At 41.3% G+C, this 14,015-nt stretch carries 19 protein-coding genes; 4 read left to right on the forward strand and 15 right to left on the reverse strand.

Annotation, left to right across the window (positions count from 1 at the left end; genetic code table 11):
- Positions 1 to 61: 61 nt before the first annotated feature.
- The 14 genes from PHAL_RS0117550 to PHAL_RS0117615 all read right to left on the reverse strand — a co-directional run bounded on the left by PHAL_RS0117550 (position 62) and on the right by PHAL_RS0117615 (position 10,612).
- The gene (locus PHAL_RS0117550; RefSeq protein ID WP_016709741.1) at positions 62 to 865 is read right to left on the reverse strand and encodes a hypothetical protein; all 804 of its coding nucleotides are present in this window, start codon (positions 863 to 865) and stop codon (positions 62 to 64) included.
- 54 nt (positions 866 to 919) lie between these two features.
- The gene (locus tag PHAL_RS0117555; protein ID WP_016709742.1) at positions 920 to 3,799 is read right to left on the reverse strand and encodes a tape measure protein; all 2,880 of its coding nucleotides are present in this window, start codon (positions 3,797 to 3,799) and stop codon (positions 920 to 922) included.
- Entirely contained in the window at positions 3,759 to 4,103 is a 345-nt protein-coding gene (locus tag PHAL_RS0117560) for a hypothetical protein (protein ID WP_016709743.1), read from the reverse strand. The genes PHAL_RS0117555 and PHAL_RS0117560 overlap by 41 nt, the downstream gene beginning before the upstream one ends.
- A 20-nt stretch (positions 4,104 to 4,123) precedes the next feature.
- The gene (locus PHAL_RS0117565; protein ID WP_029216221.1) at positions 4,124 to 4,450 is read right to left on the reverse strand and encodes a hypothetical protein; all 327 of its coding nucleotides are present in this window, start codon (positions 4,448 to 4,450) and stop codon (positions 4,124 to 4,126) included.
- An 8-nt stretch (positions 4,451 to 4,458) separates the two neighbouring features.
- Complete coding sequence (locus PHAL_RS24155; protein WP_138973970.1) at positions 4,459 to 4,641, reverse strand: hypothetical protein; 183 nt, start codon at positions 4,639 to 4,641, stop codon at positions 4,459 to 4,461.
- A 4-nt stretch (positions 4,642 to 4,645) separates the two neighbouring features.
- Positions 4,646 to 5,545, reverse strand: coding sequence for a hypothetical protein (locus tag PHAL_RS0117575; protein WP_016709746.1), 900 nt, complete (start codon positions 5,543 to 5,545; stop codon positions 4,646 to 4,648).
- Positions 5,545 to 5,745, reverse strand: a complete 201-nt coding sequence (locus tag PHAL_RS0117580) for a hypothetical protein (RefSeq protein WP_016709747.1) — start codon at positions 5,743 to 5,745, stop codon at positions 5,545 to 5,547. The genes PHAL_RS0117575 and PHAL_RS0117580 overlap by 1 nt, the downstream gene beginning before the upstream one ends.
- Positions 5,742 to 6,185, reverse strand: a complete 444-nt coding sequence (locus tag PHAL_RS0117585; RefSeq protein ID WP_016709748.1) for a phage tail terminator protein — start codon at positions 6,183 to 6,185, stop codon at positions 5,742 to 5,744. Before PHAL_RS0117585 ends, PHAL_RS0117580 begins: the two co-directional genes overlap by 4 nt.
- An 11-nt stretch (positions 6,186 to 6,196) precedes the next feature.
- Positions 6,197 to 6,619 carry a phage virion morphogenesis protein gene (locus tag PHAL_RS0117590; RefSeq protein ID WP_016709749.1) on the reverse strand — a complete coding sequence of 141 codons (423 nt, stop codon included), beginning with the start codon at positions 6,617 to 6,619 and terminating at the stop codon, positions 6,197 to 6,199.
- Position 6,620: 1 nt separating this feature from the next.
- Positions 6,621 to 7,088 carry a hypothetical protein gene (locus tag PHAL_RS0117595; RefSeq protein ID WP_016709750.1) on the reverse strand — a complete coding sequence of 156 codons (468 nt, stop codon included), beginning with the start codon at positions 7,086 to 7,088 and terminating at the stop codon, positions 6,621 to 6,623.
- 76 nt (positions 7,089 to 7,164) lie between these two features.
- Positions 7,165 to 8,103, reverse strand: coding sequence for a hypothetical protein (locus PHAL_RS0117600; RefSeq protein WP_016709751.1), 939 nt, complete (start codon positions 8,101 to 8,103; stop codon positions 7,165 to 7,167).
- A gap of 40 nt (positions 8,104 to 8,143) precedes the next feature.
- Entirely contained in the window at positions 8,144 to 8,539 is a 396-nt protein-coding gene (locus PHAL_RS0117605; RefSeq protein ID WP_016709752.1) for a hypothetical protein, read from the reverse strand.
- A 4-nt stretch (positions 8,540 to 8,543) separates the two neighbouring features.
- Positions 8,544 to 9,701: a hypothetical protein gene (locus tag PHAL_RS0117610; RefSeq protein ID WP_016709753.1), complete on the reverse strand. Its 1,158-nt coding sequence runs from the start codon at positions 9,699 to 9,701 to the stop codon at positions 8,544 to 8,546.
- 143 nt (positions 9,702 to 9,844) lie between these two features.
- Positions 9,845 to 10,612: a hypothetical protein gene (locus tag PHAL_RS0117615; RefSeq protein ID WP_016709754.1), complete on the reverse strand. Its 768-nt coding sequence runs from the start codon at positions 10,610 to 10,612 to the stop codon at positions 9,845 to 9,847.
- A gap of 66 nt (positions 10,613 to 10,678) precedes the next feature.
- Between PHAL_RS0117615 and PHAL_RS0117620 the strand changes: the two genes are divergently transcribed.
- The 3 genes from PHAL_RS0117620 (at position 10,679) to PHAL_RS23640 (ending at position 12,769) form a co-directional block, all read left to right on the forward strand.
- Positions 10,679 to 11,050, forward strand: coding sequence for a hypothetical protein (locus PHAL_RS0117620; protein WP_016709755.1), 372 nt, complete (start codon positions 10,679 to 10,681; stop codon positions 11,048 to 11,050).
- A gap of 223 nt (positions 11,051 to 11,273) precedes the next feature.
- A complete protein-coding gene (locus PHAL_RS0117625; protein ID WP_016709756.1) occupies positions 11,274 to 12,149 on the forward strand; it encodes a DUF4747 family protein in 876 nt (291 codons plus the stop codon).
- Positions 12,146 to 12,769, forward strand: a complete 624-nt coding sequence (locus PHAL_RS23640; protein WP_016709757.1) for a hypothetical protein — start codon at positions 12,146 to 12,148, stop codon at positions 12,767 to 12,769. The genes PHAL_RS0117625 and PHAL_RS23640 overlap by 4 nt, the downstream gene beginning before the upstream one ends.
- Before the next feature lie 23 nt (positions 12,770 to 12,792).
- Here PHAL_RS23640 and PHAL_RS0117635 read toward each other — a convergent pair whose 3' ends face one another.
- Positions 12,793 to 13,302 (reverse strand): hypothetical protein, encoded by a 510-nt coding sequence (locus PHAL_RS0117635; protein ID WP_016709758.1) that lies wholly within the window; start codon positions 13,300 to 13,302, stop codon positions 12,793 to 12,795.
- Between the two features lie 145 nt (positions 13,303 to 13,447).
- Between PHAL_RS0117635 and PHAL_RS0117640 the strand changes: the two genes are divergently transcribed.
- Positions 13,448 to 13,963 (forward strand): hypothetical protein, encoded by a 516-nt coding sequence (locus PHAL_RS0117640; protein ID WP_016709759.1) that lies wholly within the window; start codon positions 13,448 to 13,450, stop codon positions 13,961 to 13,963.
- The last annotated feature ends 52 nt before the right edge of the window (positions 13,964 to 14,015 follow it).

The raw sequence follows: 14,015 nt of genomic DNA on the forward strand, positions 1-14,015 counted from the left end.
GTAATAAAACACTGGTAACGAGTATAAAATTTAGCGGGTAAGCTTTCGGCTGGAAAGGGGTTTACAGTCTAGTTTTAATTGCTTCTACAAAAATGGAATGACTTTTTATTGCGGGGCATCTATTTAAAGCTTTAATTACTATCTCGTCAATACTAAAAATAAACAAGTCAATTAGTATATTTTTGATTAGTGAATCATCTTTGTACTTGTTTATAAACTCAAGAATAGTAACGTACCTATTTATTATTGAGGGTAACTCTTCACTAGGTAAATTCAGCAGGTAAGCATTAATCATGTGATGCTTAACAGCGTCATTTAAAAAGGTATCTTCTTCATATGGATCAGTCTTCAGAGAATTAGCTACATTGATATCTCCGAAATTAGTTAATAAATCAAAGTGTGAGTATTTGGGTAGTTCTAGAAATAGAATAAGCTTTCTATTTTGAATGAATTCATCTTCATTTTTTTCAAAAATCGGGATGTGGCTATAACTACCAAATTGCCACTCTTTCACTATTTTATCGAAAGCCTGTGATAACTGTGAGGTTGGGACTTCTTTATTTAGCTGCCCATTTGTAGTGTCCAGCATAACCGTTATAACTTTTATCACCTTGTCAAGCTCAAGGCTATCGTTGGTCGATTTTAATTCTGCTCGAGTTGTTCTCCATGTCAAATAAAGGAGAATTATTGACATCAATACTAGAAAAGGGGTAATTACATTATTAAAATAAGACGCTGTTTTCACCCAATCATCTAAAGTTGTATCATAGGGCATGTAATTAAAATATCTACCAAAGTGAAGAAAAACACCTCCTAAGATTAATAACAGAAAAACAACAAAGAGCGACTCTTTAATATACTTCATCAACATTCCCTCGCTTAAAAATTCCTTTTTACACCAATCTCAATTACTTAACAACTAAGCTGCGCCACGCACTGCACGAATAATCGCTCCATTTTCTTGAATATTAGCCACCACAACCCCCACAACTTGGCGGGCTATGTCTTGACCAACTGCTTGCGAGGTTTGTTCATCAGCGCCACCTTGCACGGTAATTTGGTTTGTAATACTAATATTTACACCACTGTTACCACCATCATTAGCCGCGCCGCCAGCATTGTAACGTCGTGCCATTTGGCTAATTTCAGTGTTTTGTTTCGGGCTTAATACGCGCTCCCCCCGTTGTAATACATAAGTAGACTCATTCGGCACATAATCTAAACCACCGTGCGCAATGCCCGCTGGTTGCTGGGCTTTAATTTGCCTAACTTGCTGCATCCCCAAACCAACGGCCGCTGCTGCAGCAACACCACCGAGTACAGGCCCTACAATAGGAATACCCGCCAATGAGTTAAACGCAGCTGTAGCACTTTGGTAAGTGTTAATAACCGCTTGTGCAATGGCAAAGGCTTTATAGGCTTTAAATGCTGTTTTGCTTTGGCCTGCCATGGTTTTAAACGTGGCTGCACCTAAACCAACAATAGCACTGGCTTTGTCCGCTTCGGTTTGTTTCTCAAAGTTAGCAAACGCCACAATGTTACTTTGCAGTGAACCTGCATAGCGGTTTTTTATTTGAAATAACCGCTCTTGGTGTGCTGCTTCATCAGCCTCGTGTTGGCTGTAATAGCCGGCCGCTGAGTTTAGTTCAGTTTGGCGTTCTAAATCACGGATCTGATTATCTGTGTTGTATTCAAGTTCGCCCGCATCATCATTGGCGGCTAAGCCTATTTGCGCTCGGCGCTTGGCATCAATGCGTGCTTGTTGACGAGCTTGTTCAACACTCAGTTCGTTATTATAAGCGGCCAACGCTTCACGCCCAGCAAAGCCCTTAACAACAGCAATACGGTTTTCTAGGTCGGCCTGTAAATCGTTTTTGCGCTTTTCTTCAGCTTGGTTTTGTATCCGTGTTTTCTCGGTTTCACGCTTTTGTGCAATAGTTTTTAAGTCTTCACCATATTTAACATCAAGCTGTTTTAAAATAGCGTCGTACTTAACTTTATTAGCTGCATCGTTTTCACGAGCAACGATCACCATTTGCTTACGTTTTTCGTAGCTGTCTTTTAAGCGGGCTTCTTCCCCCATTAAGCTGACTTCTAAACGCTTAATGTTATCGGGCAGGGCACTTGAGCTAACAGGCGCAGGTTTTGGTTTTTCTGTTTCTTTTATGGCGAGTACTTGTTGCAGTGCCACAATTTCATTTTTTAAATCAGTAACGCGCTTTTCAGCAGCCTCAACGTCTGAGAACTTACCTTTTAAAAACGGATTGTTAAAACGATCCCGTGCTTCATCTACAAGTTGAATCGCATTTTTTATCCGCCCTTGTGCCATTAATAGTAAGCCTTGCGCTTGGCTACCGGTTAAATTGGCATACGGGTTTAGGTCTTTACTGGCTTCTTTAAGTTTATTAACTGAGTCGGTAGCGTCATCGCCCTGGCTTGCAAAGTAGGCAAGGCCAAGCCCAGCAGTAACCAGTAATCCAACAGGGCCACCTAGCAATCCTATCACAGTGCTAAGACCCCGGGCTGCTAAGGTTGCCCGCCCAGCGGCGGCAGTATAAATATTTGTAGCAGTAGTAGCGGCTGCTTGAGTTGCTGTATAGCGCGTATTCGCAGCAGCCAAGCGGGCTACTGCTGCAGTTCGTAAATTGGTTGTATTAGCCACAGCCAATGTATGCTGGGCATATACTTTCATTTGTGCGGCACGTTGTAGCTCTAAAACAGCATTAGCCTGGTTTTGTTTTGCAAGCGCTGCATCAGCAATTAACGCGCGGTTCTTAGCGGCCACATTAGCAACATAGCCTGCCGCACTGGCACTTAAACCAGCTACTAAATGCCCCGTTAATACCGTAGCCAAAGCACCGGTTGCAAATACCAAATTATCTACAGCGTCTTCGTTTTGGCGTAAATACGCCATGGTATCGGTGATTGAGTCAACCACACTAGTAACAGCAAAATTTACTGGCTCTTCATATTTACGTATTAAACGTTGGTATTCATTGCCCATTTCCGCAAAGCTGGCGTTTATTTTACCTTCGGTAGCTTCGGCCGCACCGGCATAATCGTTTAGCGCTTTTATCAGGTAGTTTTTAAACATCTGGCTTGTTACTTGGCCATCGTTCACCATTTGTCTAAAACCACCGGCGGCTTTACCTGCTGCTTTATCGAGTTTTTGTAAAAGTCCTGGCATGGGTTCGGTTACTTGGTTTAACTCTTCAGCACGTAAAACGCCGGCAGTCATCCCTTGCGTCATACCAAATAAGCTTTGTGCAAGCTGCACATTGCTCGCACCTGTTTTAGCGGCCGCGTTAGCCATACCCTCTAAAATGGCTTTACCTTGGGTTTGGGTAACAACGCCAACCTCTTGTAGGGTTAAAATTTTACTGTATGAATCTGCAAGGGTGGTGTAACCGGTATTTAAACGATCAGAGGTAGCAAATAAATATTCTTGTACTTTGGCGTAGTTTTCAGCTGAGCCAGTTAGCCCTTTTAAGCGGGTATCTAGCAACTGGGCAGCGCCCGTATCACGCACAAACATGGTTGCGGTGCCAATACCTACCAAGGTAGTGAGCGTTGCACCTATTTGCCCGTAGGCGGTATTCATTAGCCCCAGTTGGCGCGTCATTGCGCCTTGCTGTTGCATAATGCGAGCTTGGCTGGCACCTAATTGCTGATTAGCGGCTATTTGGCGTTGTACCGCTTGCGGAATACGGTTTAATTCATTTACGTTTTGGCGCGCACCAGTGGTAACAGCTCTACCGTCATAACTTAAGCGTAACGCCAAATTCAAGTTGTTGCTCATCGGGTCGCCTTATTAAACTAATTATGGTGCGCTCTAGGGTTTGCAGTTTTGCAAAATCATCAGGGGTAAGGGTTATATTTGCATAGCGCCAGGCTATATCAGCCCTGGCATAATCAAGGGCAATTTCAACCCCATTGTTATCCCGTTGCCACTGGCTGCTGGCGGTAGTCAGTGCCACTACAGCCATGTGGTTAGGGGGTAATACAAATAATGTTTCCTCTTCGTGTGGCACAACCTTTTTAGGTGCGCCAAAATGGGCTTCGTCGTCATCTAAGGTTTTACTGTCTGCTGCTAGGTCGCCCAAAAACCACCTAGCAACATCGGCTAGTTTTTTTCAGTAATACGGTACTGGGCGTTAATGCACTCAACACTTAAGCGGGCAGTAATGCCGCTGTACGCCAACATTTCTTCAAGGGTGCTTTTATCAAAGGGCACCTCTTTACCGTCATCAAAAAAGTCATCCCAACCCACTAACAATGTGCGCACTATCTCAGCATCGTTAGCACCTTGCTTTTCAGTGAGTGTTTTAAGCTCACTTTCAGGTACCAGCTTAATTTTTGCCGTAAATTTAAAAATAACCCCACCAAAGTCAAAGTTGAGCGGGGCGCTTATAACGGCATTTTTTAACTGGTTTAATAATTTTAATTTCATTTTAAAGCTCACTTATATGCATTAGTAAGTCGTTTAGCTTCATCCTTTGCGGCTTTAAGACTATTAAATTTAAGTATGCCGTTACTGTCTTTGCAGTAACTTGGCGCTTTCCCTTTTACCTTTACAATGACTGTATAAAATTCAACGTTCCCTGTATCAACATGTGTCATATTGATTGCTTGAAATCGCATGTCATTACTCAAACACTATCGTCAGTTCGTCATAGCCTGCGCCGCTTGGCACTAGCTTGCCGTCAAACTCATAACCAGTTAATTCAGATTCCAGGCTGGTGTATTTAGGCCAAGGCATTTGGTAGCGGCCAATAATGGTTACTTTTTTACCTGCGGCGGTGCCGTGGGTAAATTCAAACATGTGTACTTTGCCCACATCAGCAAACGGGTTAAAGGTTGCCAGTTCTTCAGCTGTTAGCGTAAAGTTAGCGCTGCTTTCGTGACCAGTTATCATTATTTCTTCATGATTAATGGCACGGTCAAACACCACGTTATTACCTAAGTCGACAGTAAGCTTGTGCAGCGTGCGTTTAACGTCGTTAAGCTTAAAGTCACTGCTATTACTTACGCCAAGTACTTCGGGGCGCACCCAACGATCCCAATCAACAGCAGGGGCGGCAGTACTTGCAACCGGCGCACTAAACAAGCCTTTAAACTGCCAATTCAGCATGGGCTTGCCTTTTTCAAGCGCAAAGCTCACGTTGCCTTTCATTTCGCTAATGTTGTGGGTGTTTTTACCAAAGCGTACTTTGCAGGTCACAGCAACCGCAGCGCCCTTAGTAAAGGTAACGCTTGAGGCATCAGCCACTTGCACCATGCCACACGCTAATAACAGCGGGGCAAAGGCAGGCTCATTACCCACCGTGCCACTCATGGCAAGTGGTGTTTTAAAGTTAAGGCTTATATGCTCACCGTAAAACGTTTCGAGGCTTGCACCGCTGTGGCTGGTTTCTAGCTCGTCTTTTTCGCTTTCACTTTCAAGGGCCAGCTCAACCTCACTGGCATAAATAGCGTGTAAGCCCGTTAAGGTTGTGCCCAGAGCATCCGCTAAAATGAGTTTGTCTTTAAATCGCCAACTGCTCATTATTTAACCTCCACTTTAATTAGCTCACCGCTTTTTAAGTTAAAAGCGCCGGCTATTTCATCTCTGTTACCCTTAGCACTTGCAAGCGCCTGGTTAACGTTTTGGGCAATCGTCATCGCGCGGGACTTTTTAGGCGTTGTGCTCACAACGCCAGTTTCCTCAGCGGGTTTACTTGATTGCGGCTCGGTTTGTTTGCTCATGGCATCACCTTCACAGTTACGGTATGTAGGCCAGTAACACTAAACTGGCACTGGTAAATTAGGTTGTTGGTTTTTTTGTTAAGCTCAATGGTGCGGCCCTTATCAAGCTTAATTGGGTTCCACCCAGGGTATTGGCATCCTGCAATTGCGGCCTTAACATCACTACGCAATTGCTTTACTTGTGCATCACTGTGGGCGTTACCCGTAGCGCAGGGGATCACAATCATCACCGCAAACACATCTTTAACCTGGTATTCATCAACTCCGTGTACTTCATTGGTGTTGGTGTTGTCATCGGCCAATGGCAATACAAACAGCTGCGCACTATGTACAGCATGCTCGCGCACATGGTTAAAATCGCTGGCAAACCCCACAGTTGCATCAAAAACAGTGCTGGTTAGCAGGGTTTCTATGTTGTTTAAATCAAAGTTAAATGCCATTTAAATGCTCTTTAAATTAACCAATCGGTGATGATGTCGTTAATCTCGATTTCTTGCACAGTCGCTATACCCAGTATTGGCCTAGCTGGTAACGTCACGCTTTTATTGCGGCCAGTTTCGCCACCAAAATGGTGAATGGCTGCGTACTTTTCACCAAAGCCATGCTCAAGCGTATTACCATTAACATTATGCGTAACCGAGCCTGCAAGGTTACGGTCATCCGTAAGCGTTAAACCGCCACGGTCTTTTGCTGCTTGCGATTGCTCCCATTTTCGGCCTTCGGGTGTTACTTCACGTAAAAATCGGGTGGTGACGTCCATGTCTAAAAATGCACCAATGTCGTCCAATACATCAGCTGGTTCACCGCTTACGTTTGCAATTTGGGTTAAGCGGGGCAGTGCATTACCCGTTATGTGTATAAATACACCCGCCAATTTAATAACCTGGCCAGTTAAATTGAGAGCCTGCAGGTTTAGTTCGCATCCCAGTTCTTACGCCTGCAGGCGCATCTTCCTTAATTTGGATCACACCTTTACTAACCTTATCAAGCATCGCCATAGCGTTACTCTTTAGGGCTTTAAGGTTTTCGTCAGCAATGTTAGGGGCAAGCTCACAGTGCATTAAATCGTTAGCAATGCCAGGTAATACCGAGTTATTAATATCATCTTGATTTAATGCAAACCGCGATACATAGCCCGCTATAACCGCATTTACATTTTTTTGTGCTTGCACATACCAGGCGTTAATTTGCTCTTGCAACTCGCTGTACGTCTCACTTAAAAGCGCGGCTTCAACATCATCACGGGTTACGCGCGTGCCTGGCTCGTTAAATTTATTCGACGCAAATTGCAACAGCGTATTAATGCCTATCTTGTCTATAACTGCTTGTTCTGTAGTAAACATGCACACCTCAGTTAGTAAAAAAAAGCCCCGAGCAAGTCGGTACTGGGGCTTTTACACAGGGAACAACAATGATTAATTAACCCGCTGGCGTCAGTACATTGGTCAGCAAAATACCGCAGTCTTTAGCAATAATTTGCTCTTGTACGGCTTCGCCTACCATGATTTCAACCCCACCGTTTAAACCAGCAGCAACGTCACGGTTGCCCGAAGTACGCGAGCCATAACGCGCGGTTAACGCAAAGGTCATACGGTTGTTGTTAAACGAGGCTAGCGGGTCGTGATATGTAAACGACAAGGTATCTTGCCAAACCTTTTGCAAGTTGACTGCTTGGCCTTTTTTAGCGGTGTTTAGGCGTGCTTGGCCAACAGTTACATGCTCAAGCTCTAGCACTTCTTTAATGTAGCTCCACGGCACTACGCCCTGGTCGCCACTGGTACCATTAAATGCTTTTAACAATTTAGGGTGAGTACGTAATTTTGTAGCCACACTTTGCGATACTGTCATTGCATTAGGGCGCATTAATGGCTCATCTAGCATTTCTAAAAAGAAAGGCAAAATATCAAGCGTTGGGTCATCTAAACGCTTTTGGCCTGCTGCAGCTAATGATTGAGTACTTCCAAAGTTAGCGGCTTTGTTGTACATAGTTGCCACACGTATTTCACGGTTAAGCAATACCAAATCAGTTAAGCTCTCCGCCGCATGAGTGCGAGGGTTATAGTTTGCTGGCGCATTGGTTACATCATCATTCGGCACCACATCAGACAAACCATGATCAACAACAGATCCGGTTTTCTCTTCTACACTAAACTCAACTTGGTTCGGCGTTGACTTACGACCGATTTTTGAATCAACGACCGTAAACTTTTCGCCTTTTTTATATTCAGTCCATTTGTAGTTACGTAAACCAACTTGTGAATAGGGTGCAAGCATGTCTGCAACCAAGGCTCTATTACGATAAGCAATGGCTATGGCCGTTTGCTCAACGTCGGGGGTAAATGGCATACCATTACTCATGGCAAATCCTCACTTTATAAATTAAGTTAACCCAAGCGCGTTAAGCGCTCGGAATTGTTGCTACCACATGCGGGTTTAAAAATACGTCGCCAATTACACCGGCTTCGCCGTCTTCCATAACCCAACCTGCAACGAACACTGTGCTTTCACCCACAAAGTTTGCAGGGTCAAATTCAACGGCTTTACCTTCGCTATCAGCCACAATTGGAGTACCAGCAATTAACTCTTCACCAAATTCAATCGGTGCGCTTTGGGTCATTACAACGTCAACACGTAAATGTTCATCAGTGCCTTGCTCGGTAACACCGGCATACATGGCACTGGCATCAACCGCCAAAGCCACATGAAAGTCAGCAGCAGCCGATACAACCACTAAACGGTTTGGTGGTATTACGTCTTCTGCGCTAAAGTTTCTAATAAATCCTGGTTGTGCCATGGTTTTATGCCTTTTTAATGTGGTCTAACGCGGCAGTAATACTAATTTCAATGCCTTTGCTAGATTGTGATTGTTGAAATTCCAGCGCCTTAGCTGCCAATGCTTCTGCACTGTCGTCAGTCACTTCGCCGTCTTTATCGTCTTTATTAAACTCGTGAGTTAAACCCGTTTGCTCAGGCAAGCCCTTTAAAAAACCTTCAAACCACGCTGCGGGTTTAAGCGCTTGGCTTTTACCGTCTGCGGCAGCAAACTCAAAGGTGGTGTCGCCGTCATCCAGTTTGGCCATAAACTCAGCCACACCGTCGGTATTGGTTAAGCGTGGGGCTGTGCCGCCGTTCACTTCGGTATTAATAAAGGTGTTAGCCGCTGCAACACGCTGCGCGTATTCTAGTTGCGCGTTTTTAGCGTTAGCCGCATCAATTTGGTCTTGCAGCGCTTTTCTTTCTTCTTCATCCATTGCATTGTCCTCTTGGGTGGGTGGGGTGGCATTGCTGTTATCAATAGCGTCGCCTTTACTAAATTCGGCACCTTCACCCGTATTGGCTTTAGCACGTTCATGCTCAGCAATAATGGTTTCTTCTTTTAACCATTCACTTTCGTAATGTGGCACAACTTTGTCGGCGGCTTCACTACCAAAACGGTCAGTTAAAAAGCTGCGTAAATTGCCCATTAGGCGGGTAAGGGTGTTTGATGTGCGCAGCGATATGTTGTCAATATCACCGGCAGCAAATTCTAGGGTAAGGGTTTCGGCGTCATCAGCTTGGTTAAACTGCCATGCTAGGCCTTCAACAGCAGGGGGCTTGCCGCCCAAATAGCCAATGTGGGCAAGCTTATAGCCGTTATCAGTTTTTTCTAAACGTACAGAGCGGTTAGGGTAACGCTTGCTCTCAACGGCTTGGGCAAACTCAGCGCAAACGTCTTCGGCTTTGGCAAACAACGAGCCACCTTCGGCTTTTAGCTCACTGGCCCAGCCCCAAGCAGGGTCGTCCATTTTTGGGTGGCCAATAACCAGCGGTGCGCTCTTCGGTTTAAAGTTGGCTACAACGCTGTTTAAATCAGCGTCGCTAAACGAATGAGTAACGCCTTTAGCGTCGGTTTGGGTGCCTGCTTTAAATACTTCAAACCAATCAAATTGGGTGTTTGGGGTTGTTTTGTCTGCCATGTTCCAAGTGCCAATAAACTAACTAAGTGGCACCCAGTGTAGGGGGGGAGTAACTATTGAACCGCTGGAAAAGACTTTACAGCGTTAAGAATGGGGTAACGTATATAGGCTAAGCGGGTATCAATCACACTGCAAGGAATATTTTATGGCCTATCACTCATTAAGCTTTTAAACTTTGAATGTACGCTATCTAAGTCTTCGCTAATTTTTTGGATTGAAGAAAAATCTAAATTATTGCCTTGAAATGAATAAAGCTTGTAAACCACTTCCTTCATATTTCTAGCCCAAATCAATAAATCATCACCGTCTAGTGTTTTTATATAAATAGAAGACTCGTAAATCGGTACGTAATGCATCATTGCAATGTTTGACAGCATGCAAACATTCATATTAGCTTTGTATTCAGCGTTTATTTTTGCCAGTGTATCAATGTAGTCAACAGCAATGTGAGGATCAGGATAAGGAAAAAAATTAGTTAAAGTAGAACGTTTATAAAAGGTAAGGTAGAGCTTTCTTATATCTATATCTACAGAGTGCTCTTTTTTCAGATCCGTGCAAAATGCTTCAAAAAATGAATAATGCTCGAAATAATTTTTAAGGTGTGTTTGTTGAACTGTTTGCTTAGATGCATGAAAGCGAGCGACCATAACGCTCAGTAATATAGATATAGGCAAAAGTCCGATAGGGAACTTGTAATACTTAATAAAAGAATCTAAGTGCTCAGCTGTAAAACCAAAATCGAATCGTTCATGTATAACTAACTCTCTTGTTAAATTTAGACCAAGTAGCAAAGCAATAATTGCTGGAGTTAATAACGCAAACCAAAATGAATAGTTCTTATGTAACGCTCTACTTTCATCGATAGAAAAACATTTAACGAAAAAATTTAATAACTTATAGATTGTTTTCACTTCATGCCTTGTACATAATTTTTAGACTACTATATTAAATAAATACAGAATCGCCAAGGACTGGTTATGATCAAACAAACATATCTAAAAAAATTCAATAAACTACTTTTAGTTATTGCAGCAGCCCTAGTTTTGTACGGCATTGGTATAGCTGCCTATGTCTATTACAACAACTCAGATAAATACCTATCATCAAACCCCGAGGCAATGCCGCAATTATATGCAGCACTTACCAATAAATTAGAATCAAACCCAAGCAAAGACTTTTTAGATGCCGTTAATCAGGCTTATGAAGATCAAATCATAACGGAGCAAGAATACATTCGGCTAACGCTTAATCACGAGCTTACTATGTCTAACGATCTATATTTAGAGTTCAAGCCCACCAAGCAACAATTTCATAAAACATGGCTTAACCACCAAAACACTAAAGAGTAACTTTAAATACAAGTCAAACCATGTTTAAACAGCGTTTAAATTTGATTGAGTGTGTTTAAACGGTTTTGAGCTAAGCATCATAGCCACAAAAATCAATGGGGCGCTTAAAATCGCTTACAGGGATTTTTCTTAAACAATCAACTTTACACACGTTATGATTGCAATTAATGTACATATCTAATCAAGGATTGATTTTGTTCTTGATCTATTTAAAGGGAATCTCATGGAATTAAAAACAAGTGCTGGTGCATTAAATATAACAATAGACAAACATTTACCCACAGAGTATAAAAAGTTATTTGAGAGTGCTTTTGCGCTTAAAAAACAAGTTAACATTAGGGGAACTACTTGGGGCTTGCTCTGCGCTCAGTCAAAGGTGAAAGATATAAAAGCCGATGTACCAGCTATAAGTGGTGATATTTTTAAATTTACACAAATTAGAGAAGATGCAGATTGGCTTAATCTAAATACTAATGACTTTGCTACTGATGCAGACCTCGCTGAAATTAACTTGCCTGAAAACTTGAAACCTAATTCGACAAGGTTTACTTATTTCTTTTTTCCTGAATCTCATACACTCGTTTACGAAGCATATTACAAAGGTAATGAATTAACACCTAACACAGCGGTGGACTTTTTTAAAAAGTTACTAAATTCAGCTGAACTTCAAGAAGATTTTGGGGAAGTAAACGTAATTCACTTTCCTGAAAAAGAAGCAGTGCAAAAAGCTTTACAGCTGATGCATAAACGAACTATTCATATGATCATTAATAATCCTAATGCGTTTGGTGAAATTGAAAAGAGATACTTGAAAAAAGCAGAGAAACGTCAAATAGCTAAAGTTGAAACTAAAATTACAGCTAAGACGGGCGAATCAATACAAGTAGATCAAGAGCTTAGAAATGAAGCGAAAATAGCCGCTAATAATGGTAGCTTAGTTGTTAAAGGCTACGATGGAAAAGGCACACCAAGAATAATTTCTACTAAAGATATGCCGTTTATCAAACATGATTATTTTGATATCAAGAATACACTTCCATATGACGCATTTAAACGCTTAGCAATTTCAATTGAGGAAATTATTAAAAAGTTATTATGACAAATAACATTATAGCAAGATATTGGAGAGCATATGGCGGCTTTACTGCATTATTAACAAGTCCTTATTTTTATGCATCTATAATCATAACGGGAATCCTTTTTCCTGCATGGAGTAAATTTGGATGGTGGGATGATGTGCTCTCCATTATGCCTAACTTACTTGGGTTCTCTTTGGGTGGCTTTGCATTGTGGATGTCTATAGGCTCGGAAAAATTTAGAGATTTTTTAGCAGAACAAGACAAACCATGTGGCGAGTGTATTGAATGCAAAAATGCTTCTGGTAAATGTTCTAATGATGAACCATCTATGTTTACAATGATCAACGCAATTTTCTTGCACTTTATCTTGCTACAAGTCTTAGCCATATTATTAGCTATGATCTGTAAAACCTATATAGATTATTTTGATCTAGTTTCCATGCATAATAAGTCAAAGCTGCTACTAGCTAGTTTTTATTGTGTATCTTATTTTGTGTTTATCTATGCTTTAGTAAGTACAGTTACCCTCAGTATAGGGTTATTTAGAGTAACCACCCTTTATGAGCACTTTGTAAATAATAAAATAGTTGAAGATGAAGAAAAGTGCTGCTGCCCTTTAAAAAAACCAAAAAAAAACTAAGCCCCTAACTAGGGGCTTTAACATCATTTTTCAGTAATTTTCACTGTTTTAGTTATCAATTCTGACACTAATTTTGACGTAGTAGATTCGCTTATTGTCTTATTGGCAGATAATTGGCAGATATAAAACATACCCATATTTAGGAACGAAGTTCTCTCTGTTGTTGTAGTCAATAAATTAGCTGTTTGATTTATAGAGCCTGATATTTCAGCTAAAGCTTGTGACTTAGCTCTATCATCACCTTGACTTTCACTCACTTTAGCTGCTGTTTTAGACAAATTTAATATCGCTTCTGATAGAGTTGCGTCACCTTCCGCATCTGTTGTTTTAATTGCCAAAGCAGTTTGCATGCACGCTCTAATCGTTCCATCAGGATCGTTTAAAATAACAGCTGCACTGGTATCAGGCTCCCAAACAAATAGCGTACCAACCGTTTTATCCTCCTTGTCAGAAATAGATATATATGATTTTTTGAAATATGTGCTGCATCCACTAAGTACAGATATAGCAATAATGATAAAGATGATTTTCATCGTGTATCCTTACAAGTGTTAATTTCATGTAAATCTAGTCGGCATAATTACACTTGTAAAGTTTAAAAATAATTAATTAATTAACGCACTTTACATTCAGTTGCTTTCTGATACTTTCTCTTTAGTTCTCAAGGAGAGACCAGTTATGACTACCCTTAATCAAAAAGAAAACATCCCTAGTGTTTTCACCTACAAATATTTCTGGCTAGCAATTGCTATCCCAGTATCAATTTCTTTGATCCTTATGTGTTTTATTTGGATAAATGATAGGTTAATACCTGAGTGGCCTAACAAAAAAACTTTAGACACATTCCTAACCTTTATGTCTGTTCCTTTATGGATTCTTGGATCTTCAATCCCACTAGCAACGCTTGCAGCAGCTAATTTCAGAGCAATTCAATTCCAAGAAAATTTGAAATATCAAAAAGATAATCTCGAGTTCCAAAAGAGAAATATTGAAAGGCAGGAGTATGAGCATGTACTAGATCTTTATCATAAAGAGCTATCAATATTTAAAGAGAAACTTGAATCTGTACTTGAAAATGAAAAGTATGAATTTATAACGTCTGGTGACTCTACAATGATATTTACTAGGTTGTATGAAAAGCCTTCGAAAACGTCACTAAACCCAATCAAACCAAATGAGTGCGTATTCTCATGACTTTGATCACCGATTCTCATCAGCTTTGATCACCTGATTTATCATTTTGTAG

Origin of the sequence: Pseudoalteromonas haloplanktis ATCC 14393 (genome assembly GCF_000238355.1) — a bacterium.
GTDB lineage: Bacteria > Pseudomonadota > Gammaproteobacteria > Enterobacterales > Alteromonadaceae > Pseudoalteromonas > Pseudoalteromonas haloplanktis.